General features: G+C 59.9%; 15 protein-coding genes. 9 read left to right on the top strand and 6 right to left on the bottom strand.

The features are described 5' to 3' along the window. Window positions 1-29: 29 nt before the first annotated feature. Window positions 30-2,558 (bottom strand): protein translocase subunit SecD, encoded by a 2,529-nt coding sequence (gene secD, locus C7477_RS02420; RefSeq protein WP_110748582.1) that lies wholly within the window; start codon window positions 2,556-2,558, stop codon window positions 30-32. Window positions 2,559-2,901: 343 nt separating this feature from the next. Here secD and C7477_RS02415 point away from each other — a divergent pair, with 343 nt between their 5' ends. From C7477_RS02415 to C7477_RS02385, 7 genes are all read left to right on the top strand, one after another. Next, a complete protein-coding gene (locus C7477_RS02415; protein WP_110748580.1) occupies window positions 2,902-5,355 on the top strand; it encodes a mechanosensitive ion channel family protein in 2,454 nt (817 codons plus the stop codon). Between the two features lie 121 nt (window positions 5,356-5,476). Continuing rightward, a complete protein-coding gene (locus tag C7477_RS02410; RefSeq protein WP_110748829.1) occupies window positions 5,477-5,740 on the top strand; it encodes a hypothetical protein in 264 nt (87 codons plus the stop codon). Window positions 5,741-5,936: 196 nt separating this feature from the next. Next, the gene (locus tag C7477_RS02405) at window positions 5,937-7,391 is read left to right on the top strand and encodes a UbiA family prenyltransferase (protein ID WP_110748827.1); all 1,455 of its coding nucleotides are present in this window, start codon (window positions 5,937-5,939) and stop codon (window positions 7,389-7,391) included. Window positions 7,392-7,459: 68 nt separating this feature from the next. Continuing rightward, window positions 7,460-8,704 (top strand): FAD-binding oxidoreductase, encoded by a 1,245-nt coding sequence (locus tag C7477_RS02400; RefSeq protein WP_110748825.1) that lies wholly within the window; start codon window positions 7,460-7,462, stop codon window positions 8,702-8,704. Window positions 8,705-9,017: 313 nt separating this feature from the next. Beyond that, window positions 9,018-9,440, top strand: coding sequence for an EamA family transporter (locus C7477_RS02395; RefSeq protein WP_110748577.1), 423 nt, complete (start codon window positions 9,018-9,020; stop codon window positions 9,438-9,440). Between the two features lie 20 nt (window positions 9,441-9,460). After that, window positions 9,461-10,471 (top strand): NAD-dependent epimerase/dehydratase family protein, encoded by a 1,011-nt coding sequence (locus tag C7477_RS02390; protein WP_110748574.1) that lies wholly within the window; start codon window positions 9,461-9,463, stop codon window positions 10,469-10,471. 18 nt (window positions 10,472-10,489) lie between these two features. Then, the gene (locus C7477_RS02385) at window positions 10,490-11,890 is read left to right on the top strand and encodes an aspartate aminotransferase family protein (protein ID WP_110748571.1); all 1,401 of its coding nucleotides are present in this window, start codon (window positions 10,490-10,492) and stop codon (window positions 11,888-11,890) included. 458 nt (window positions 11,891-12,348) lie between these two features. On the opposite strand, the gene C7477_RS02380 is transcribed toward C7477_RS02385, so the two are convergent. Beyond that, on the bottom strand, window positions 12,349-14,013 hold the full coding sequence (locus tag C7477_RS02380) for a hypothetical protein (RefSeq protein WP_110748823.1): 1,665 nt from the start codon (window positions 14,011-14,013) through the stop codon (window positions 12,349-12,351). Window positions 14,014-14,264: 251 nt separating this feature from the next. Here C7477_RS02380 and C7477_RS02375 point away from each other — a divergent pair, with 251 nt between their 5' ends. Then, the gene (locus C7477_RS02375) at window positions 14,265-16,775 is read left to right on the top strand and encodes a GcvT family protein (protein ID WP_110748567.1); all 2,511 of its coding nucleotides are present in this window, start codon (window positions 14,265-14,267) and stop codon (window positions 16,773-16,775) included. A 340-nt stretch (window positions 16,776-17,115) separates the two neighbouring features. On the opposite strand, the gene C7477_RS02370 is transcribed toward C7477_RS02375, so the two are convergent. Both C7477_RS02370 and C7477_RS02365 read right to left on the bottom strand, forming a co-directional pair. After that, the gene (locus tag C7477_RS02370) at window positions 17,116-18,114 is read right to left on the bottom strand and encodes a GlxA family transcriptional regulator (protein WP_110748821.1); all 999 of its coding nucleotides are present in this window, start codon (window positions 18,112-18,114) and stop codon (window positions 17,116-17,118) included. Between the two features lie 203 nt (window positions 18,115-18,317). Beyond that, window positions 18,318-18,560, bottom strand: a complete 243-nt coding sequence (locus tag C7477_RS02365; protein ID WP_110748564.1) for a DUF1127 domain-containing protein — start codon at window positions 18,558-18,560, stop codon at window positions 18,318-18,320. A gap of 119 nt (window positions 18,561-18,679) precedes the next feature. Between C7477_RS02365 and C7477_RS02360 the strand changes: the two genes are divergently transcribed. After that, window positions 18,680-19,582: a LysR family transcriptional regulator gene (locus C7477_RS02360; RefSeq protein WP_110748561.1), complete on the top strand. Its 903-nt coding sequence runs from the start codon at window positions 18,680-18,682 to the stop codon at window positions 19,580-19,582. Between the two features lie 257 nt (window positions 19,583-19,839). On the opposite strand, the gene C7477_RS02350 is transcribed toward C7477_RS02360, so the two are convergent. Then, window positions 19,840-20,559, bottom strand: coding sequence for a copper homeostasis protein CutC (locus C7477_RS02350; protein WP_110748558.1), 720 nt, complete (start codon window positions 20,557-20,559; stop codon window positions 19,840-19,842). Then, entirely contained in the window at window positions 20,556-21,467 is a 912-nt protein-coding gene (locus tag C7477_RS02345; protein WP_110748554.1) for an ROK family protein, read from the bottom strand. Before C7477_RS02345 ends, C7477_RS02350 begins: the two co-directional genes overlap by 4 nt. Window positions 21,468-21,519: the final 52 nt, after the last annotated feature.

Raw genomic sequence — 21,519 nt, 5'->3', positions numbered from 1 at the left:
CCCTCCCCGCAGGGGGAGGGGGAGGAACCTCAGCTCTGCACAACCGCGCTACCCGATTCCTTCTCCTTGTGATGGCGTTTCCACCAATCGCCGAGGAAGAGCAGGATCGGAGCGGCAATGTAGATCGACGACGAGGTCGCGATCACGATGCCGAAGATCATCGGGACGGCGAAGTTGTGGACCGCGCTGCCGCCCCAGATCGCCATGGGCAGCATGGCGAGGAAGGTGGTTGCCGAGGTGTAGATACAACGCGCCAGCACCTGGTTGATGCTCATGTCGATGATCTCGCGCAGCGGCTTCGACTTGTAGAGCCGCATATTTTCCCGCATCCGGTCATAGACCACCACCTTGTCGTTCACCGAATAGCCGATGATCGTCAGGAGGGCGGCGATGGCCGTCAGGTTGAAGTCGAGGCCGGTCAGGGCGAAGAAGCCGATCATCTTCGTGGTATCGAGGATGAGCGTGGCGATGGCGCCCAGCGCGAAATACCACTCGAAGCGCCACCAGATGTAGAACAGCATGGCGACCGCCGCGAGCGACACGGCGAGAATGCCGGAACGCGCCAACTCGCCGCTGACCTTCGGGCCGACGACTTCGGAGCGTTCGATCTTGACGCCTGGGATGAGCTTTTCGACCGAATCGCGGACCTTGGCGACCGCCGCCGTCTGCGCATCCTCGCCGCCATTCTGGCGTTGTACGCGGATCAGCACATCGCTTGGGCCGCCGATATTCTGGAGCGCGACTTCGCCGATGTCGAGCGCGCCGAGGGTCGAGCGCAACTGGGAGAGGTCGGCCGGCTGCGGCGATTTGATCTCTATCTGGATGCCGCCCAGGAAATCGATGCCGTAATTCAGGCCCGGCTTGATGAAGAGCACGATCGAGGCAAGCGACAGCAGGATGGAAACGCCGATGCCGAGAAAGCGCGCCCGCATGAACTTGAAATTCGTCTCGCCGGGCGAAAAATTGAAGAGCGGCTTGATTTCCAGCTTCTTCAGCTTCCGGCGGCGAACGATCGAGGCCATCATCATGCGGACGAGGGAGACGTCGGAGAACATCGAGATGGCGATGCCAAGCATCATGGTGATGGCGAAGCCGCGCACAGGACCGGTGCCGAACAGGAAGAGCAGGCCGGTGGCGATGAGCGTCGTCACGTTGGCATCGACAATGGTCGCGTAGGCGCTCTTGAAACCCTTGTCGAGGGCCGCCATGGCGGAAAGGCCCTTGCGGGTTTCTTCCTTGATGCGTTCGTTGATCAGCACGTTGGCGTCGACGGCGATACCGATGCCGAGGATGATGCCGGCGATGCCCGGCAGCGTCAGCGTCGCGCCAAGCAGGCTTAGCGCGGCGAAGGTGAGGACCGTGTGAAGCAGGAGAGCCACATTGGCGACCATGCCCCAGAAGCCGTAAAGCACGACAATGAACAGCGCGACGAGAATGAAGCCGGCGATGCCGGTATAGAGGCCCATCTTGATGGAGTCGGCGCCGAGATCAGGGCCGACGGTGCGCTCTTCCACGACGGTGAGCGGGGCGGGCAGGGCGCCCGCGCGCAGCAGTGCCGAAAGGGTCGACGTCTCCTCGACCGTGAAATTGCCGCTGATCTGGCCGGAGCCACCGGTAATCGGCTCGCGGATGACGGGCGCGCTCAGCACCTTGCCATCGAGAACGATGGCGAAGGGCTTGCCGACATTGCGGCTCGTGATGTCGGCGAACTGGCGCGCGCCGACGCTATCGAATTTGAAGGAGACCAGCGGCTGATTGGTGTTCGGGTCGAACCCGGCGCGTGCATCGACAAGTCGCGAGCCGTCAAGCGCCACTTGGTCTTCAACCGGGTACTTGATGTTCGGATCCTTGGCATCCGGCAGGATGGTCACGCCCGCGGGCGGCGGATCGTTCGGGTTGACGTCGGCGAGCATATGGAAGGTCATCTTGGCGGTCGAGCCAAGAAGCTGGCGCAGCTGCGTCGGGTCTTTCAGGCCGGGAAGCTGAACCACGATGCGGTCGGAGCCGGCGCGCTGGATCGACGGTTCCGCCACGCCGACCTGATCGACACGCCGGCGGATGATCTCAAGGCTCTGCTGCACCGCATTGTCGAGGCGGTAGCGCTCGCCGGCTTCCGTCAGCGTGAGGCTGATCTGGTTGCCGTTGGTCGTGACATCGATATTGTTGGTCGTGGTGCCGAAACCGGTGTCGCCGACCGGGGTAACGAGCGTGTTAAGCGCCGTTTGCGCTTGGGCGCGCTGAGCTGCATCCGGAATATTGACCACCACGGCATCGCCCGCGATGCGAACCGATTGCGGCTGGATGCGTTCGGCCCTCAGCTTGGAGCGGACGTCATCGAGCATCGAGCGCAGGCGATCCTTCTTCAGGCTCGCTTCATCGACTTCCATCATGAGATAGGAACCGCCGCGCAGATCGAGCCCGAGCGTAACCTGCTTTTTCGGCAGCCAGCCGGGCAGGGAGGCCAGCTGTTCCTTGGTGAACAGGTTCGGCAACGCCACCAGGATGCCGAGCAGAACGATGATGCTGTAGGCCGCGACGACCCATTTTGAAGTTCGCATATTGCCGATCCGGTAAATCGCGCTCGCCCAATCCGGAGATTGCCCCGAAGATATCGACGGGCGCAGATGTTCTGATTTCCCTGTCAGGGATTTCCTTCTCCATAAACACCCAATCGCCAGTGGACAAGAAAATATCGCTTGTTTCCAGCGCTTAACAGGGATTTCTGCTATTCCGATTCATGTCGCTTGCCTATATCTGACCTATACGCGGTGCCATGATTGTGCCCGTTTTGCTTGTGAACGGTGCTTGACGGCACACTCAAGCCTGGTTGCCCGGCAGAAACTGCGGAACGATAAATTGATAATTTCAAACAAATCCTCGAGAGTTCTGTTCATTTTCGCGATGTTCCTTGCGTTGCTTGTTCCTGCGGGCCAGGTGCTGGCGCAGGCGGTCACCGCCCCGCCGCCGGTTGCCACAGTACCGCAGAGTATCGTCGATCAGGAACGGCCGGTCATCGACTCGCTTAAAAAGCAGACCGCTGATTTTGCCAATACGCTCAACAAGGCGGCGACCAACGACGAAGCGCTGGTAAACCTGCGTATCAGCCTGGAAGATACGGCGAAGAAGCTGCTGGGTGCGGGGCTGGCATTCCGGCCAAGGCTGGCGGAGATCAATGCGCGGCTGGAGCAGCTCGGACCGGCACCAGCCAAAGACCAGCCAGCCGAGCCTGAAATCGTTACCGACGAGCGCAACAAGCTGACGACGGAAAAGGCGCAGATCAACGCCATGATCGGGGAGACGGAGGATACCTCTCTCACCGCCAACCAGATGATCGAGCGGATCGGCGAAATGCGCCGCAATCTGTTCACGCGTACCCTGTCGCAGCGTGTCGATATCAATTATGCGCTGGGCAGCGAGGTAGCGGGCGCCGCAGGCGCAGAGGCCCAGACGCTCGGGCGGGTGGTATCATCCTGGTGGCGCTTCGTTCTTTTCTTCAAGTTCAAGCCGTTTTTGGCGGCTGCATTCCTCGCGCTGTGCGCCGCGCTGGTGCTGCGTTTCGGCGCACGCCGTTTTCTAGGCAGGTTTTTTCTCAGCCGTGATGTCACCGTTGAGGCTCCGTCCTATCTGAGCCGGCTTTCCGCCGCTTTCTGGTCCACGCTCATTCCTACGGCGGCCGCGGCTGTCTTCCTCGGGACAACCTATTATCTTCTCGACTATTTCAATGTGCTGCGTCCTGACATCGCGGCGATGCTGTCGTCGCTGTTCACGGTCATCCTCATTGTCTATTTCATCCACAGGCTGGCGAAGGCGGTGTTGTGCGCGGACATGCCGAACTGGCGGCTGGTGCGCATCGCGTCCAGGCCCGCGCGGGTGCTCACCTTCCTCATCACGGCGACCGCGTTGATCAATGGCCTCGATTATTTCCTGAACACGGTCAACCAGATCCTGGTATCGCCCCTGTCGCTGACGGTGGCGAAAAGCCTGTTGGCGACAGTGCTCGGGGGGCTTCTCATCATCGCCATTGCGTGGGTGAAGCCGTTCGAGGACGAGGAGACAGGCGCGGCCAAGCCGTGGCCAAAGGCATTGCGATTGTTTCTCATCTGCCTGGGGTTGTTCCCGATCGTCGCGGCGTTGCTCGGCTATATCGGGCTTGCCCGCTTCGCCTCGCAACAGATCGTCGTCAACGGCGCGTTTCTGGTGACGATGTATCTGGGCTTCCTCACCGCCCGGGCAATCACGGATGAACATGCGTTCGGAGGCACCTCCATCGGGCGCGCCATGCAGCAGCGTTTCGGCACGAGCGAGGCCTCGCTTGACCAGCTCGGGCTGGTTGCGGGCATCCTTATCAATATCGCCGTTCTCCTGGTGGGTATTCCGCTGATCCTTCTACAATTGGGCTTCCAATGGTCGGAATTGCAGACCTGGTTCCTCCGGTTGCTGACCGGATTCCAGATCGGCAGTTTCTCCATCTCGTTCACGGGAATTTTCACCGGGCTTCTACTCTTCGTCGCCGGCTATTTCCTCACGCGCTGGTTCCAGAACTGGCTCGATGGCAGCGTGATGGCGCGCGGGCGGGTCGATTCCGGCGTGCGCAATTCCATCCGCACCGTCATCGGCTATGTCGGCCTGGCGCTGGCGGCGCTGGTGGGCATATCTGCTGCAGGCGTCAATCTTTCCAACCTGGCGCTGATCGCCGGCGGTCTCTCGCTCGGTATCGGTTTCGGTCTGCAGAACATCGTGCAGAATTTCGTCTCCGGACTCATCCTGCTGGTGGAGCGGCCGATCAAGGTGGGCGATTGGGTGGAGGCGGGCGGCGTCGGCGGCATCGTCAAGAAGATCAGCGTACGCGCCACGGAGGTGGAAACTTTCCAGCGCCAGTCGATCATCGTTCCAAATTCATCGCTGATCAACGCCAATGTCGCCAACTGGACTTATCGCAACAAGCTTGGCCGCGTCGATATACCCGTGGGGGCGGCCTATGGCAGCGATCCCAGAAAGGTTCATGCGGCGCTTTTGGAGATTGGGCGCTCGCATCCGCAGGTGCTGAAAAATCCAGAACCTTTCGTCGCCTTCAAGGCGTTCGGCGCTTCCTCGCTTGATTTCGAGCTTCGCGTGTTTCTTGCCGACATATCCAACGGCGCGAACGTGCAGAATGACTTGCGCTTCCAGATCATGGAGAAGTTCGCGGCGGAAGGGATCGAAATCCCGTTCCCGCAGACAGATATTCACCTGCGCATGGAGCATATAGAGGCAATCGCCGAGGCCCTCGCCGACCGCAACGGTGAAGAGAGCGATGAAAAGACCAAAACCGTGAAGGTGGGAACGAAGACCAATGTCACCGGGACAAGAAATTGATATGTTCAGTTGCCGTTCAGATCGCAGACTATAAATTGTGTCTGGAAATGGGCGGGGAATGCCTGTGCAAACTGGAAGCAGCCTTTCGCTGCAAAGGGGCGGTGGCGACACCGGGAACGAAATGAAGAGATTTGCAACCGTTTTGCTTCTGGCCACAATCGGTTCCAGCGCCGCGCTGGCAGCCAGCGCCGTCAATAAGGACAGCGAGCCGCGCACCCTTGTCGTCACAGAAGGGTCGACCAAGAGCGATCTGGTCATCGCGCCGAGCGAAACGGTGGATTTTTGCCCTTCCGGCTGCTTCGTCACCTTTCCCAATGGCGACCGTCAGGCGCTGACGGGCAGCGAGACCATCGAGATTACAGGCGGCAAGGCGAAGATCAATTAAGGCAGTAGGGCAGTAGGGCAGTAGGGGAATAAGGCAATATATTTATATTGCCATTGCCTATCTGCTTGATATTCCTCCTGCTTCGATCACTCATGAATAATCGCACGAGCTGATAGTTTCCCCACACGCATTTCATCCTTTGTTTTCTTGTTGTTCGCTATTAAAAAGCTGAACGTGGGGGAGCAGGGTAGGAATGATGAATGCGCGTAGCAAGGTAGAGACAGTACCGCTGGCTGTCGATCTCGACGGCACCCTGATTGCAACGGATCTTTTGTGGGAAGGCATCTTCCTGCTTTTGAAGAAGAACATTCTCTACATCTTCCTGCTTCCGGTGTGGGCCTTGCGAGGCAGGGCGTGGCTGAAGCATGAAATCGCCGAGCGCGTCATGATCGATGCCTCGACGCTTCCCTACCGGCTGGAGTTTCTCGATTTCCTGAAGCGCGAACATGCGGGGGGGCGCAGGCTGGTTCTTGCCACCGCCTCCGCCACATCTTTCGCCGAAGCGGTGGCGAAGCACCTGGGCATTTTCGATGCGGTCTATTCGACAAGCCGGATCCGAAACCTTGCCGCGGGCAACAAGCTGAAAATGCTGGTGGAAGCGTTTGGCGAGCGCGGCTTCGACTATGCGGGCAACTCACGCGCCGATATCACTATTTTCAGCAATGCGCGCAAGGCCATCGTCGTCGCACCCGACAGGGCCGCGCGGGCGTGGCATCGCAAGCATGGCGGCGATGGCGAGGCAGGAGGCTATTTCCCGGCGCCGCGCACGGGGCTTCATGGCATTCTGAAAATGCTGCGCGCGCATCAATGGATAAAGAACACGCTTGTGTTCGTTCCACCGCTTCTTGCCCACGACCTGTTTTCGGTGAATGTCGTCATCCACGCGGCGATTGCCTTTGTTTCGTTTTGCGCCGCCGCGTCGTCGATCTATATCGTCAACGATCTGTTCGACCTGCAGCTGGACCGGCGGCATGCGCGCAAGAAGGCCCGTCCCTTCGCCAGCGGTGCGTTTTCCATCCCGTTCGGTATTGGCGCTGCGATAGCGCTGCTGGCGCTGGCCTATGGCCTGGCCCTGCTGTTGCCGGCCCGGTACATGCTGGTCCTCACGCTCTATCTTGTTGTCACCACCGCCTACACGGCGGCACTGAAACGGATGCTGCTCATCGATGTGCTGGTGCTGGCGGGGCTTTATACGCTGCGGTTGCTGGCGGGCGTTGCCGCCACCGCCACGCCGGACTCGTTCTGGCTGCTCGCCTTCTCCATTTTCTTTTTCCTGTCGCTCTCGCTGGTGAAACGCTATGTCGAGCTGACAAGTTCGCCGCCGGAAGAAAAAGCCAAGCTGGCCGGCAGGGGGTATCGCGCCATCGATCGCGAGATCATTGCGCAGAGCGGTGTGGCGTCCGCCTTCGGCGCGGTGCTGGTGCTGGCGCTCTACGTGGACAGCCAGTCCGTCGCGAGCCTTTATGCCCACCCCTGGATGATCTGGCCGCTTTGCCCGATCGTTCTCTACATCAATTTGCGCATATGGATTCTGGCGCGGCGCGAGGAAATGCATGATGATCCGGTCGTATTCCTGCTCGGCGACTGGCGCAGCCTCATAATGGTGCTGATCGGCGCGGCGATGCTGGTGCTGGCTGGGGTGAACTGGTGACGCTTGAAAGCTTCGGCCGCATAGAGCGAAGGCCGCGGCAGGCGGTTTCGTTTATTGAAGCGGAGCGGATGCTGAGAAGCGGCGAGGTGGCGGCGGGCGCGTTGCTCGGCTTCGGCAATGGACGCTCCTATGGCGATAGCTGCCATAATGATGGTGGTACGCTTATCGGGATGCGCCCGGCGGGCCGAATACTCGGTTTCGACGGGGAGAGCGGCATCCTGGAGGCGGAAGCGGGCGTGCTTCTCGCTGACATAATCGCCTTTGCCGCGCCGCATGGTTTTTTCCTGCCCGTAACGCCGGGTACGCGCTTCGTTACGCTGGGAGGGGCGATTGCCAACGACGTGCATGGTAAGAACCATCACCGGCGCGGCACCTTCGGCTGTCATGTGGATAGGCTCACGCTCCTGCGTTCGGATGGGGTGCTGCGCAATTGCTCGCCGGGTGAAAACCCGGCGCTTTTCGCCGCGACCATCGGGGGAATGGGGCTGACCGGCTTGATCGTGACGGCCCGCATCCGGCTGATGCGCGTCACTTCGCTCGATATAGAGGAGCGGGTCACGCCCTTTGCCGATCTCGATGAATTCTTTGCGCTGGCTGAAAAGGCGGACGAGGAGAATGAATATGCTGTGGCATGGATCGACCAGCTTGCTGGCGGACGCCATGCCGGGCGCGGGCTGTTGATCACGGGAAACCATGCCGCCAACGGCAATTTCAACGCTGACAACCGCTCCGCGCGGCTCCGTGTGCCGTTCGAATTGCCATTTTCGGCGGTCAGTCGGCCAAGCCTCAAGCTTTTCAACTCCGCCTATCATTATCTAAAAGGTAAGAATGCGGGACCGCATCTGACGGGCTATGCAAGCTTCTTCTATCCGCTTGACGGGGTACGCGACTGGAACCGGCTTTATGGTCCGGCAGGGCTTTACCAGCACCAGAGCGTCATTCCGGAACCTCAGGCGCGAGCGGCGATACCGGACATGCTGGAGGCGACGCGCCGGGCAGGGCAGGCATCCTTCCTGACGGTGCTGAAACGGTTCGGGCCGGTTGCCTCGCCGGGGCTTCTGTCCTTTCCGCGCGCGGGCTATACGCTGACGCTCGATTTCCCCAATCGCGGCGCGAAGACGCTGACGCTTCTGTGCGAACTCGACCGGCTGACGGTGAACGCGGGCGGCCGGGTCAATCCCTACAAGGACCAAAGAATGTCGGCGGAAACCTTCGCCGCGTCTTTTCCGGAGTGGAGAAAACTGGAGGAAATGCGCGACCCCGCATTTTCATCGAATTTCTGGCAAAGAACGGGGTTAGTTCTAGCCGCATGATCTTACCCGGAAGTCTGCAACTTTTCGGGATCATGCACCTAACGGGGTTAGCTTTAGCCGCATGATCTTACCTGGAAGTCTGCAACTTTTCGGGATCATGCTCTAATGCTCGCTTGACCCAAGGGCACATGAATGCGAATTGCAATCGGGAAGCCGGATTGCAAGTGAGAATTGCGGATTGTTCGAATTGTAGACAATCGCTTTGCGGCTTCTCAACATGCCTGGTGTAGCGACAGTATTTGTTTTAGCCGCATGATCTTATCCGAAAAGGCCAAATTTTTCGGGGTCATGCTGTAGCAAACGGGTGGGTGCGATGACAAAATATATTCCTTTTATTCTGTTTACGGTGATGACCAATGCCGCGGCGCAGATACTGCTCAAATACGGCATGATCTCGCTCGGACCCATCAGCTTCAGCGCGGATACGCTTATCCAGCGCATGTTCCAAATACTGTTCAATCCGTGGGTATTCGCAGGGCTTACGGTCTTTGTCATCTCGATGGCCTCCCATCTGTACGTTTTGTCGAAAGTCGATCTCTCCTTCGCCTATCCGTTCTTGAGTCTCGCCTATGTGGCGGTCGCTGTTTTCGCGTGGGCCCTGTTCAAGGAAGAGCTCGGAACTCTGAAAATCGCCGGTATCGCCTTTATCTGCATCGGCACAGTGCTGATCGCCCAGAGCGGGCATGGCCGCGCGGCGGCTTCTGCGGCGGTTCATGCCGAAGCCGGTGCAAAATAAACAGAACAGCGGGGGAAATCATGAGACATATCATCTTCGGCGGCGACGGTTTTGTCGGCCGCTATCTGGCGCATGATCTGGTAGCGCGGGGCGAGGAGGTCGTCGTCGCGGATATCGTCCGGTCCGAACTGCCGCATTACGGCAACGCGCGGTTCGTCCATTGCGATGTCACCAGCGAAGTGCAGGTGAACGCGATCGGCCTCCAGCCGGATGACATGGTCTATAATCTCGCCGCCAAGATGCTCTCGCCGCTGCAGGTGCGCGCCAAGCGGCATGAATTCTTCTGGCCGGTCAATTATCACGGCGCCGCCCATATCATGAGCGCCATGGACCGGGCGGGAGCTTCGAAACTGGTGCAGTTCACCACCGATATGGTCTATGGCCATACTGTCGTCTCGCCGCAGACGGAGGACCATCCGATTGCGCCGCTGGGTGAATACGGCAAGTCGAAGGCCGCGACGGAGGCGCTTGCCGCCGATTGGCGCGCGCGTGGCATGAACATCTCGATCATGCGCCCGCGGCTGATCATCGGTCCTGGCCGTCTCGGCATTCTGGAAAAGCTGTTCAAGCTCGTTGACCGCAATTTTCCTGTGCCGATGATCGGCTCGGGCAAGAACCCTTACCAGTTCATTTCCGTCTATGATTGCGCGGAAATCGCGCGCCTCGCCTGCGAGCACGGCGTGCCGAATGACGCTTATAATCTCGGCTCGTCGAGCCCGCCTTCGGTGCGCGCGCTGCTTGGGGGGCTGATCAAACAGGCGGGCTCGAAATCGATTCTGCTGCCGACGCCTGCCTTCGCGGTCAAGGCTACGCTCAAGCTGCTGGATGCTATCGACAAGCCGGTGATGGATCCCGAGCAGTATCTGATCGCCGATGAATATTGTGTGAGAGACACATCACGCGCCTTCGCTGCCTTCGGGTGGAAGCCGAAGTTCCGTGACGAGGACATGCTTGTCGCCGCTTACAAGGAATATCGCAACAAGATTGACGGCAGGCCGGTGGCGCAGATGGTGCCGCTGGCCGCGAAATAGAAACGGGGGGAGTACGGGATGACGCCGAAGCCTAAATTGCTGACGGTCGAAGAGGCCAAGGCGCTTGACCTGCCACGCATGACGGAGCTTTTCTCCGCACATATCAATCCCGGGCAACTGCATTTCATGAAGCTGCTCGGCTTCGACAAGATCAAGGTCGAGCGCGCCGAAGGCATGTTCTACGTCGACCAGAATGGTCGCAAGATCCTCGATTTTTTCGGTGGGTTCGGCTCGCTCGCCTTCGGGCACAACCATCCGCGCATTCTCGCGGCGCGCCAGGCCTTTCAGGAGGAAAAGCGCCACGAGATCGCCATGGCCTTCATGTCGCAATATGCGGCGGCGCTGGCGCATAATCTCGCCGCCTGCAGCCCCGGCGATCTCGACATGGTGTTCTTCGGCTCCTCCGGCTCTGAGGCGATGGAGGCGGCGCTGAAAGTTGCCGAACGCGCTGCCGGGCCGAAGCGCCCGAAAGTGGTCTATGCGGAGAATTCGTTCCATGGCAAAACCAAGGGCGTTCTGAACGTCACCGACGGCAAGCTCTATCGCGGCGAGTTCAAGCTCATCGACAATACGGTGCGTGTGCCTTTCGGCGATATCGAGGCGATAGAGAACGCGTTCAAGTCCGATCCCGAGATCGGCGTCATCGTGCTGGAAACGATACAAGGTGGGGCCGGGATCGTCACGGCGCCGACCGAATTCTGGCAGAAGCTGCGGGCGCTTTGCGACCGGTACGGTGTGCTTTGGGTCGCGGACGAGGTGCAGTGCGGGCTTGGCCGGTCGGGCAAATTCTACGCTTTCGAGCATCATGGCGTGGTGCCCGATGTGACGGCGCTGGCCAAATCGCTCGGCGGCGGCAAGACCGCGATGGCGGCGATGATTGCCCGGCGCGAGGTCTATATGAAGGCCTATGGAACGCCGAAGACGGCGCTGATCCACGCCATGGCCACCTTTGGCGGTATCGGCGAGGCGTGTATTACGGCCATCGAGGGGCTGAATGTGCTCTACGATGAGCACCTGATCGACAATTCCGCGTCTACCGGAACTTATCTGGTCGAGCGGCTTGAGGGGCTCAAGGGAAAATATCCCTCGCTCATCAAGGAAGTGCGCGGGCAGGGGCTGATGGTCGGCCTGGAGTTTCATGATTTTTCCAAGACGATGCCGATGGTATTGCGACCCGTGCTTGCCATGCTGGATGACAAGCTGAAAGGATCGCTGCCGGGGTTCATCGGCAGTCATTTGCTGCGCGACCATGGCGTTCTGGTGGCTTTCACTGAATATAACCGCAATGTGGTGCGTCTCGAGCCGCCGCTGATCTGCGAGCGGGAGCATGTCGACCAATTCATCGCGGCGCTGGATGAAGTGCTGTCGCGGGGCATCGTCCGGATCGTCAAGGATTTCGTCAAGGCGCAGGTGCGGTAGGCTTGTCGCTTCGCTGATTCAATGCTTGATTGAGAATATTCGGGAGCAGAAGCAGCAGAGCGCTGAGCCAGCCAGCGCTCAACCGGCGAGGATGAGCCACGTCGGCCGAGGCACGGCTTTGCTCTCGAACAGGAGTGATACCAATGGGCTATTCTGTGCCTATTATCGTCACGCTTGAGATAAGGAAAACCCGCACTGGCTGGACAGTCCGTGTGCGGGTTCAATTCCTAGTCTGAGCGAAAAGGGTCAGGAGTTGACGCTCCTGGCCCACTCCAATCTAGTATTTTCTGTGACACGTTTCAAGCCAGTCTCTTTCACGTCGCAATACGAAAAGACCCACACGGCCTGGTCTCCGTGCGGGTCGCTGTCGAACTACGAAGCGAGTAAAGGACTGAAGGAGTTAGCGCTCCCTGTCAGCACTCCCGTAATCTAAAGCAGAGGCGCGTTGGTTTCAAGCCTCAACCGTCGGACGGCACGAGCCCCGGCCGCAGCAGCATATCCCAGCAATCGTTGAGCTTCACCTTCTGCTTTCCCTCAAGCGCACCGGCATAGATGCGCTGGAGTTCGCGGCGGCCGGTGGTGAGCGGGCAGTGCGGCACGAGCACGGCATCGGTCTCAGCTATCGCCGCTTTGGCCGCCGCGTCGGGCGGCGGCACGGTGCGGAAGGGATCGGCGCCGATCTGGATATGGCGAGGCGCGTCGCGATCGAGAAGCCAGGGGAAGGGATTGGGGAAATCGAGATTCATGATCGTGGCGAAGTGGACGCCATGCGCGGCCTCGAATTTCCGGATATCCTTGACGGCTCCATCCGCGGAAATCAGCCAGTACATCTGGTAGTCGAGTTCGGAATAGAGCTGCCAGCTCGGAAGCTGGCCCTTGGCGGAGAGGTCGGCGTAGGCATCGCCATATTGCTGATAGTGTTTTTCCATCAGCAGGGCGCGCTCCATGATATTCCGATGGGTGGAAACCTGCGCCAGCGATTTCATGTCGGTCATCTGTGCGGCGACATAGCGGGGCGACACCGCGATGGCGCGCAGCGTCTTGTGAACGATCTTGGCCGTGTAGGGGATGGCGACGAAGCCGATGAGCACCGCGATCAAAAGCTGGCGCGGGAGGGGCGCGCGCGAGGACTGGATAAAAATGGCAAGGAGGATCGGCCACAGGAAGGAAAAGTCCTGGCTGCCCGTGTTCTGCGTTTCAAAGAAAATGCCGGCGACAAGCGCCACGCCCAGCCAGACGAAATTGCTGTCGAGCCCATGGCGTATGCCGGCGATGCCTCCGGCCCTGAAAGCGGCGGTGAGCCTGCCTCGTTCCGTCCAGAAGAGGACGGACGCCAGCATCGCTCCCGCCAGGATGATATCGAGATCGGCGGAGAGGGCGGTAAGGAAGCGGGGAAGCAGCGCTTCCCGGTTCAATTGAATGAGCAGGGCGATTTCGTTGAGGTAGGCCGTTATCATGCGCCCGTTGAATTCCAGGCAGGCGAGGATGATGAGAAACACCGCGCCCGCCAGCAGGACGCTGCGCCAGGAAATGCGCCCCGACAATAATGCCAGCAGGCCGATCATCCCTCCCGCAAGGAAGCCGGTGATCTTGACGAGAAAGAGGGAAAGCATCGTCAGCCCGCAGACGATGGCGAGCCTGCGCCCATCCTTCACGAACATCAGGGCGGACGTGAGCACATAGAGCAGAAGCGTGGCGTGGCGATTGTAGATGCCGAAGCCATCCATGCCGGGATAGGTATGGAATATCTGCACATTTGCGGGACAAATGGCTAAAATCAGGAAGGGGACGATCAGTGCAACGGTGACAGGGCGTCTGGTGCGGGCGATATCGCCGAGCACCAAGGCCATCAGCGGCGCGGCGACAAACAGGATGACCCATTGGGTGAGCAAAAGCGGCTGGGCATGAGGAAAAAGCTTCAATCCCAGCGCGAAGAGATAATAGGCGAGCGGACCCACCGGGGTGAGAAAGTCGGTGTTGGGGATCTGGCCGTTGAAGATGCGCTGCGCGGCATCGTAATAGATGTAGGTATCCCAATACATCGGGCCGATCGGCAGGACGATGGGAAGGGAAAGGAGAACGCAAAGCAACAGCAGAACCAGCCCGAGCCACGCGAGCGGCATCGCCACAACGCGGCGCAGGAATGGCTTGCGCCCGCCATTGTCATTGTTTTCCGTCGCCGATATGTCCATCATGATCGATCCTGCCCCCTAGGCCCTTAATCGGGCATGGGCAGCAAAATGACAAGGTGTCTTTCTTCGCGCTTCCAAATGGACGCGCGGCGCTCCATGTCGCAAACAGGCCTTATTAAAAGCAGGGCGCTCGGCATAGTGCCTCAAAAATCCAGCCTTATTTCCAAGGGGAACGATACGATATGAAGACCCATGCCCGTGCGGTGGTGATCGGTGGCGGCGTGGTGGGCGTTTCGACGCTCTACCATCTGGCAAAGAAGGGCTGGAGCGATGCCGTCCTGATCGAGCGCAAGGAACTCACCTCCGGCTCGACCTGGCACGCGGCGGGCCTGTTGCCGCTGTTCAACATGAGCTATTCGGTCGGCCAGATCCATAAATACTCGGTGAAGTTCTATCAGGAACTGCAGGAAGAGACCGGCATGAATGTCGGTTTCACCAATTGCACCAATATCCGTCTGGCCCGCACCAAAGACCGCTGGGACGAATATATGTATTATGCGGGCGTGGCCGAAACCATCGGCGTGCCGGTAAAACTCCTGACGCCTGAAGAGGTCAAGGAAATCTGGCCGCTGGCGGAGATGGACGGCATTCTCGGTGCGATCCAGCATTCCGATGACGGTTATATCCAGCCGGCGGATCTGACGCAGGCGTTGGCCAAGGGCGCGCGCGATCTGGGCGCCACGATCTACCGCTACACCACGGTGACCGGTATCGAGCAGCAGCCGGATGGCCAATGGCTGGTGAAGACCGACAAGGGCGATATTCTTGCCGAGCATGTTATCTCCGCCACCGGCAATTTTGCCAGGCAGACGGGCCGAATGGTCGGCCTCGATGTTCCCGTCATTCCGGTCGAGCATCAATATATCGTCACCGAGCCGCATCCGGCGATCCTGGAGCGCAAGGCCAAGGGCCTGCCTGAAATGGGCGTGCTGCGTGAGAGCGATTCCTCCTGGTACATGCGCGAGGAAAATGGCGGCCTCCTGCTCGGACCATATGAGAAGGGCGCGCCGGTCTGCTATGTTGATGGTCCCTCGGATGAGAGCGAGTACGAGTTGTTCCAGGAGGATCTGGAGCGGCTGATGCCCCATATCGAGACGGCCATCGCCCGCGTTCCGGCCTTCGGCGAAGTCGGCATCAAGAAGGTTTATAACGGCGCCATCGCCTATACGCCGGATGGTTCGCCGATCATCGGTCCCGCGCCACGGCTCAAGAATTTCTGGCTCAATGAGGGCCATTCCTTCGGCGTGACGGCGGCGGGGGGCGCTGGCTGGCAGCTGGCGGAATGGATCGTCGAGGGCGAGCCTTCCATCGACATGATGGGCGTAGACCCGCGCCGTTTCGGCCCTTATGCGACCGAGGGGTATCTCAAGGAGAAGAACGAGGAGGCCTATGCGGAGGTCTTCTCCGTCCATTATCCTGATGAGGAGCGCGGCGCGGCGCGGCCCTTGAAGCGCTCGCCTTCCTATGACCGCCAGAAGGCGCTCGGCGCGGTATTCGGTTCGGTCTATGGCTGGGAGCGGGCCAACTGGTTCGCGCCAGAGGGCTACGGCATCGATGTCGCCTCGCTCGACAAGCCGGATGTGCTGCTCAACCACAACCATCCGAAGCCGGATGCCGACGGCAAGGTCAAGGAATTATGGTCGTTCCGCCGCTCGAACTATTTCGAGCATGTCGGCAACGAGGTGAAGAACGTTTCCGAGAATGTCGGCCTGCTCGACATGTCGGCCTTCGCCAAGATGGAGGTGTCCGGGCCGGGCGCTCAGGCGTGGCTCGATAGCATCCTCGCCAACCGTATCCCGAAGAAGCAGGGCCGTATCGCGCTTTGCCATCTCCTGACCAAGAATGGCGGGGTGCGCTCGGAATTCACCGTCTATGAATATTATCCGGGCTTGTTCTATCTGGTTTCCGCCGGTGCTTATGAAAATCACGACCACGACTATCTCCATAAGCTGCTTCCCGCCGATGGCTCGGTGCGGCTTCGCCCCGTTACGCAGAAGCTGGGCGTGCTGGTGCTGGCCGGGCCGAACAGCCGCAAGGTGCTCCAGAAGCTGACCCGCACGAGCCTTGCGAACGAGGATTTCCCGTGGCTATCGGGCAAGCAGATCAATGTCGGCCCGGCGACAGCCCATGCGCTGCGCGTCAATTTCGTCGGCGAGCTCGGCTGGGAACTGCATCATCCGATCGAGCAGCAGAACACGATCTACGATCTTCTGATGGAAGCAGGCGCGGAATTCGGCATCAAGCCGTTCGGCATCCGCGCCATGCTGGCGATGTCGGTGGAGAAATCCTACCGCCTGATCCCGCGCGAACTCTCCATCGAGTACAATGCCTACGAATCCGGCCTAGACCGCTTCGTGCATCCGAACAAGGGCGAGTTCATCGGTCGCGACGCGGTGGTGAGCGCGCGTGAAAATGGGCTGAAGTGGAATTTCGTGACGCTGGAGGTGCACGATATCGGCGATGCCGACGCGCGTGGCTCGGAGCCGATCTATCATGACGGCAAGCTCATCGGCCGGGCGACGAACGGCGCTTATGGCTGGCGCTTGGGGAAGAGCTTGGCGTTGGCGATGGTGAAGCCGGAGTTCTCCGCGCTGGGTACGGAGCTTGATATCCGGATTTTGGGCAAGATGCACAAGGCGACCGTCATTTCGGAATCGCCGTTCGATGGGGAGAATGAGCGGATGAGAGGGTAGGTGTAAAATAGAAGTGCTGGCGGGACAGCGCCCCCCTCTGTCCTGCCGGACATCACCCACCTCTCACGTCGTCATCCTCGGGCTTGACCCGAGGATCCACGGCGAGGGGGTACAGACGGCGCCGCTCCATCAACGCATTCCAGCAAGCGAAAGCTGTGTTTGTTGTTCGACCTATATTCTGCTCTATGCCAACGATCCTGTAGCGGATGATAGTACCATTCTCGCCTCCTCGCCGTGGATCCTCGGGTCAAGCCCGAGGATGACTATGTGAGAGGTGGTAGATGGCTGGAAAGCAGTGGCGCGCGCTCCTCCATCAGCATTCAGTGGTAAGCCTAAATTTTTACGCCGCCATCGGCTGCTTCCGCTCCGCCCGCTCCTGTTGCGGTGAGCGGCCATAAAGCTCGCGGTAGCATTTCGAGAAATGAGAGGCCGAGACGAAGCCGCAGGCGACGGCTACTTCCACCACGGGCATGGAGGACTGGATGAGCAGATGGCGGGCGCGGTCGAGGCGGATTTCGAGGTAGTAGCGGGCGGGCGAGCGGCCCATCTCGTGGCGGAACAGGCGCTCGATCTGGCGGCGCGACAGGCCGACATGGTCGGCCACCTCGATCAGCGACAGGGGCTCGGTCAGGCTCGCCTCCATCAGTTCAATGATGGTCAGCACCTTGGAGTTCTGCACACCCAAGCGCGCGCGCAGCGGCAGGCGCTGGCGGTCGTGCGGGTTGCGCACCCGGTCGGTCAGGGCCTGCTCGCAAACGCGATTGACCAGATTGTCGTCGAAATCGTCGCCGATGAGCTTCAGCATCATGTCGAGCGCGGCGGTGCCGCCGGCGCAGGTGTAGATGTTGCCATCGACCTCGAAGAGATCGGCATAGACATCGGCCTTAGGGAAAGCTTCCGCGAAACCGGGCAGGTTTTCCCAATGGATGGCGCAGCGTTTGCCTGAAAGAAGGCCGGCGGCGGCGAGAATGTGGGCGCCGGTGCAGAGGCCGCCCACTGAGACGCCGCGGTTGAACTCCTCGCGCAGCCAGGCGAAGACTGATTTGTTCTGGAATTTCTCGACATTGATGCCGGAGCAGACAAGGACCATCGAGGGCCGTTCCTCGCCGGTCAGATAGCGGCGCTCATCCTCCAGCGAGGCGGTGACGGCGCATTCGACGCCATTGGATGCCGTGACGGGCTTGCCGTCGCTCGATGCCAGACGCCAGCGATAGGCGTTGTAGCCCAGCATCCGGTTGGCAATGCGCAACGGCTCGATGGACGTCGCAAACGCGATCATCGAGAAATCGGGAACGAGAAAAAAGACGAAGGAGCGCTTTACAAGCGTTTTCTGATTCATGGCTATCATTCCGTTCCCTGTCGCGTATGAACCATTATTCTGGTTTCTTTGCGACCTAAAGCCATTGAACCATAGAACGAATTCCAGGGGAAGTGCGACGAAATAACTGTCGCAAACAGGCAATTCTCATAAAAAGGCGGAAAAGGGTAAACAGGTCGCGAGCGGCTGGGGCAACGGTATGCCGCTCGCTACCCTTGGGGGCATCAGTTCTTATCCTCATGAAATTGCCGTTCATAGAGATCCGGCCAGCCGATGTCATGAAGGATGTTCTCCGGCAGAGCGGCGAGGGCAAGGATCGTTTTCCGTCGCCGCTTCCTTGCTGCCATCTCCTCGAACATTCCGGCGATCGGGGAGGTGAAGTTCTCGAAAGCCCTGATAGCCCGATGGGCAAATCGTGCCAGATGCGCATTATATTGATCGAGATAGTTGTCGTTGCAGTCGGCCATGGCGTTTCTCCTGAGCAGCCATTTCTATTTCCTTTCTTGACTATCGGATGATGTTGATGTTCAATCAAACGAAATTGATGAACATGTGAATTCAATATATTTGATCCATGAGGCTGGACATGACCGCTCCGATGCACCATCCGCTGCCTATTCTCGACCTCGACGTTTTGAGGACATTCGTGATGATCGCCGAGACGGGAAGCTTCTCTTCGGCGGCGAATGCGGTGTTCCGCACGCCGTCGGCGGTGTCGATGCAGATCAAGAAGCTGGAGGAGACGCTTGGCACCACGCTTCTGGAGCGCGATGCGCGGTCCGTTTCGCTGACGAGCGATGGCGAATTGCTGCTGGGCTATGCGCGGCGGATGCTGGCGCTCAACCGGGAGGCGGTGGCGAAGTTCGTGGCGCCGACCGTTTCTGGCCTTGTGCGGCTTGGGTCGCCCGACGATATCGGCGAATGGGTGCTGCCCTACGTGCTGAAGCGCTTCGCCGAGACGCATCCCAGCGTGACGGTGGATGTCGTCATCGACCAGAGCGTAAATCTGCGCCGGCGGATAGATGAGAAGCGCCTCGACATCACCATGATCAATCTGTCGAACCTTGTGCCGAAGACCAGCGATGTCGAGGTGCTGATGACCGAGGAACTGGTGTGGGCCGGCGCCAAATGCGGCACCGCGCATGAGCGCCAGCCGCTGCCGCTTTCCATGTGGGAGGAGGGCTGCGCCTGGGGCGGCAACGCGCTTGAGGCGCTGGAAAAAGCGGGGCGCGAGTATCGCGTCGCCTATATGAGCGCGCATACCACGGGCCAGCGGTCGGCAATCCTCGCCGATCTCGCCATCGCACCATTCGGCAAGACGCTGCTGAGCGAGGGGCTCGTCCCGCTCGGCCCGGAACACGGCCTGCCGCCGCTTGGCAGCTACCAGCTTGGCATGATCGTCGCCAAGAATGCCGGCCAGCATGTGGAGGTGGTGGCGGAGCATTTGCGCGGGATTTTTGAGAAGTATGGGCGGACGGGGAAGTTTTGAGGGCGTGGTTGATGGATTTGCTGATCCGCGCTTCCTCTCACCCCCCTCTGCCCTGCCGGGCATCTCCCCCTCAAGGGGGGAGATTGGCTGTCATCAATGACGGTTCTTATTCTGCAACGTTGGCGATTGGTATATACGCCTGTGAAGGCGTAATCTCCCCCCTTGAGGGGGAGATGGCTGGCAAGCCAGAGGAGGGTGAGAGGAAGCGCGGAAACGCTTATCGTTTTGAGTCTGATAATAGCAACAACTATCTGTATTTAAAGAAGCTTTCGCTTAAGCGCCGCCACCCGATGTTTGTCAGTCTTTCGCCGCAGGCCGTCCTCAAAACCAAGGCGAACTATATTTCCTTCCCTTGACGGTAGAGCAACGCCACATGAGGCGTGCACCTCGGTTACGGGCAGGCGAGACAACAACGTTTCTACATTCTCCGCCGTCAGTCCGGAACCAGGCATGATCGAGATTTTACCGTCCGCCGCAGCGAATGCTTTTTCCAGATCATCCAAACCTTCCAGCGCTGTCCTTGCCCGACCCGACGTGAGGATGCGCCCGAAGCCGGTGTCGATGGCAATGCGTACAGCTTCATCGATATACGGCACCAGATCGAAAGCGCGGTGGAGTGTCGTGCCGAGGCCGTCTGTCTCGCGCATGAGTTGCTCAAGCGCGTGAGGATCAAGATTGCCGTCGGGGCGGCTGGCGCCGAACACCACGCCAGCGAGGCCCGCCGCGCGCGCGGCATAGATATCATATTGCATCTGCTCGATCTCGCGGTCCGTATAGACGAAATCCCCCGCGCGCGGGCGGATCATCGCATAGACTGGGATCGTTGCCAGTGACGCAAGGGCGATGAGGCTGGGCGAGGGGGTGAGGCCGCCCAGTTGCAGCGCGGAGCAAAGCTCGATGCGGTCGGCGCCGCCTTCGATCGCCGCTTCCAGCCCTTCGGCATCATCGACACAGACTTCCAGCAGGATGTGGCTCATGGCCGTGCTTCCAGCCCAAGCAGACCCGCGCCGATGAGGCCCGGTTCGATGCGGCATTCGCCGCGCACCACCAGCGGCTTGTCCGTTTTGCGCAATATGCGGTTGCGCACCGCCGCGTCGATCCGCTCTATCAATGGCATCGAATTCGACAGTCCGCCGCCGACGGGCACGATGGATGCGCCGAGCACATTGACGACCAGCGCCAGCGCGTCCGACAGGATGTCGACATGGCAATTGATGGTATGGGTGGCGTTCGCATCGCCGCTTGTCCAGGCGTCGATGATCTCGGTGCTGGTTGCCTCCATGCCATGGAGATAGCGATGCAGCTTTTCGAGGCCGCGGGCGCTGCATATGGCGTCGATGCATCCGGTCTGGCCGCAGCCGCAGGCAAAACGCGGTATGGCGACCGGCGGGTTGCCGGCGAGCGTGGCGGAAATCGGCCCGTGGCCCCATTCCCCGGCAAAGCCGCCGGCTCCGGTCAGGACCTTGCCGTCGATGACGATGCCGCCTCCCACGCCGCTGCCCAGAATTGCACCGAACACCACGCGATGACCGCGCCCCGCGCCCAGAATTGCTTCGGCAAACGCAAAGCAATCCGCGTCATTGGCGATCAGCACGGGTCTTTTCAGGACTGCTTCGAGGTCGGCGACGAGGGGGCGCCCATCGATGCACGGGATATTGGCGCAGGTGATGCGCCCGCTATCGGCATCGATGACGCCGGCAAGCGAAATCGAGACGAGGCTATGGTCGTTGCCGGTCGCTTCAGTGGCTATCCTGCCGATTGCGGCGGCGAATGCGTCGAAATCGTTGAGTGGTGTCGGAACGCGGTCCAAAGCCTTGATATCTTGCGGCGAGGTTGCCCGCGCGCTCTTGATGGCCGTGCCGCCGATGTCGAAACATGTGATCATGCGGCCTTATTCGCAGAAAGCGAAACGGGTGTCGATGGGAGGAGGCAGCAAA

Source organism: Paramesorhizobium leguminum, from assembly GCF_003217235.1.
Lineage (GTDB): Bacteria > Pseudomonadota > Alphaproteobacteria > Rhizobiales > Rhizobiaceae > Paramesorhizobium > Paramesorhizobium leguminum.
Note: the sequence above shows the minus strand (reverse complement) of the source record. Positions and strands in the feature narration are given on the sequence as shown.

Bases quoted from the DNA above. Each gene is read 5' to 3' on its own strand.
- C7477_RS02365 (WP_110748564.1), bottom strand. From the start codon at position 18,560: ATGGCCGACTGCAACGACAACTATCTCGATCAATATAATGCGCATCTG.
- C7477_RS02375 (WP_110748567.1), top strand. From the start codon at position 14,265: ATGAAGACCCATGCCCGTGCGGTGGTGATCGGTGGCGGCGTGGTGGGC.
- C7477_RS02390 (WP_110748574.1), top strand. From the start codon at position 9,461: ATGAGACATATCATCTTCGGCGGCGACGGTTTTGTCGGCCGCTATCTG.
- C7477_RS02345 (WP_110748554.1), bottom strand. From the start codon at position 21,467: ATGATCACATGTTTCGACATCGGCGGCACGGCCATCAAGAGCGCGCGG.
- C7477_RS02385 (WP_110748571.1), top strand. From the start codon at position 10,490: ATGACGCCGAAGCCTAAATTGCTGACGGTCGAAGAGGCCAAGGCGCTT.
- C7477_RS02395 (WP_110748577.1), top strand. From the start codon at position 9,018: ATGACAAAATATATTCCTTTTATTCTGTTTACGGTGATGACCAATGCC.
- C7477_RS02370 (WP_110748821.1), bottom strand. From the start codon at position 18,114: ATGAATCAGAAAACGCTTGTAAAGCGCTCCTTCGTCTTTTTTCTCGTT.
- C7477_RS02360 (WP_110748561.1), top strand. From the start codon at position 18,680: ATGACCGCTCCGATGCACCATCCGCTGCCTATTCTCGACCTCGACGTT.
- C7477_RS02400 (WP_110748825.1), top strand. From the start codon at position 7,460: ATGCTGAGAAGCGGCGAGGTGGCGGCGGGCGCGTTGCTCGGCTTCGGC.
- C7477_RS02405 (WP_110748827.1), top strand. From the start codon at position 5,937: ATGAATGCGCGTAGCAAGGTAGAGACAGTACCGCTGGCTGTCGATCTC.
- C7477_RS02350 (WP_110748558.1), bottom strand. From the start codon at position 20,559: ATGAGCCACATCCTGCTGGAAGTCTGTGTCGATGATGCCGAAGGGCTG.
- secD (WP_110748582.1), bottom strand. From the start codon at position 2,558: ATGCGAACTTCAAAATGGGTCGTCGCGGCCTACAGCATCATCGTTCTG.
- C7477_RS02415 (WP_110748580.1), top strand. From the start codon at position 2,902: ATGTTCCTTGCGTTGCTTGTTCCTGCGGGCCAGGTGCTGGCGCAGGCG.
- C7477_RS02380 (WP_110748823.1), bottom strand. From the start codon at position 14,013: ATGCCGCTCGCGTGGCTCGGGCTGGTTCTGCTGTTGCTTTGCGTTCTC.
- C7477_RS02410 (WP_110748829.1), top strand. From the start codon at position 5,477: ATGAAGAGATTTGCAACCGTTTTGCTTCTGGCCACAATCGGTTCCAGC.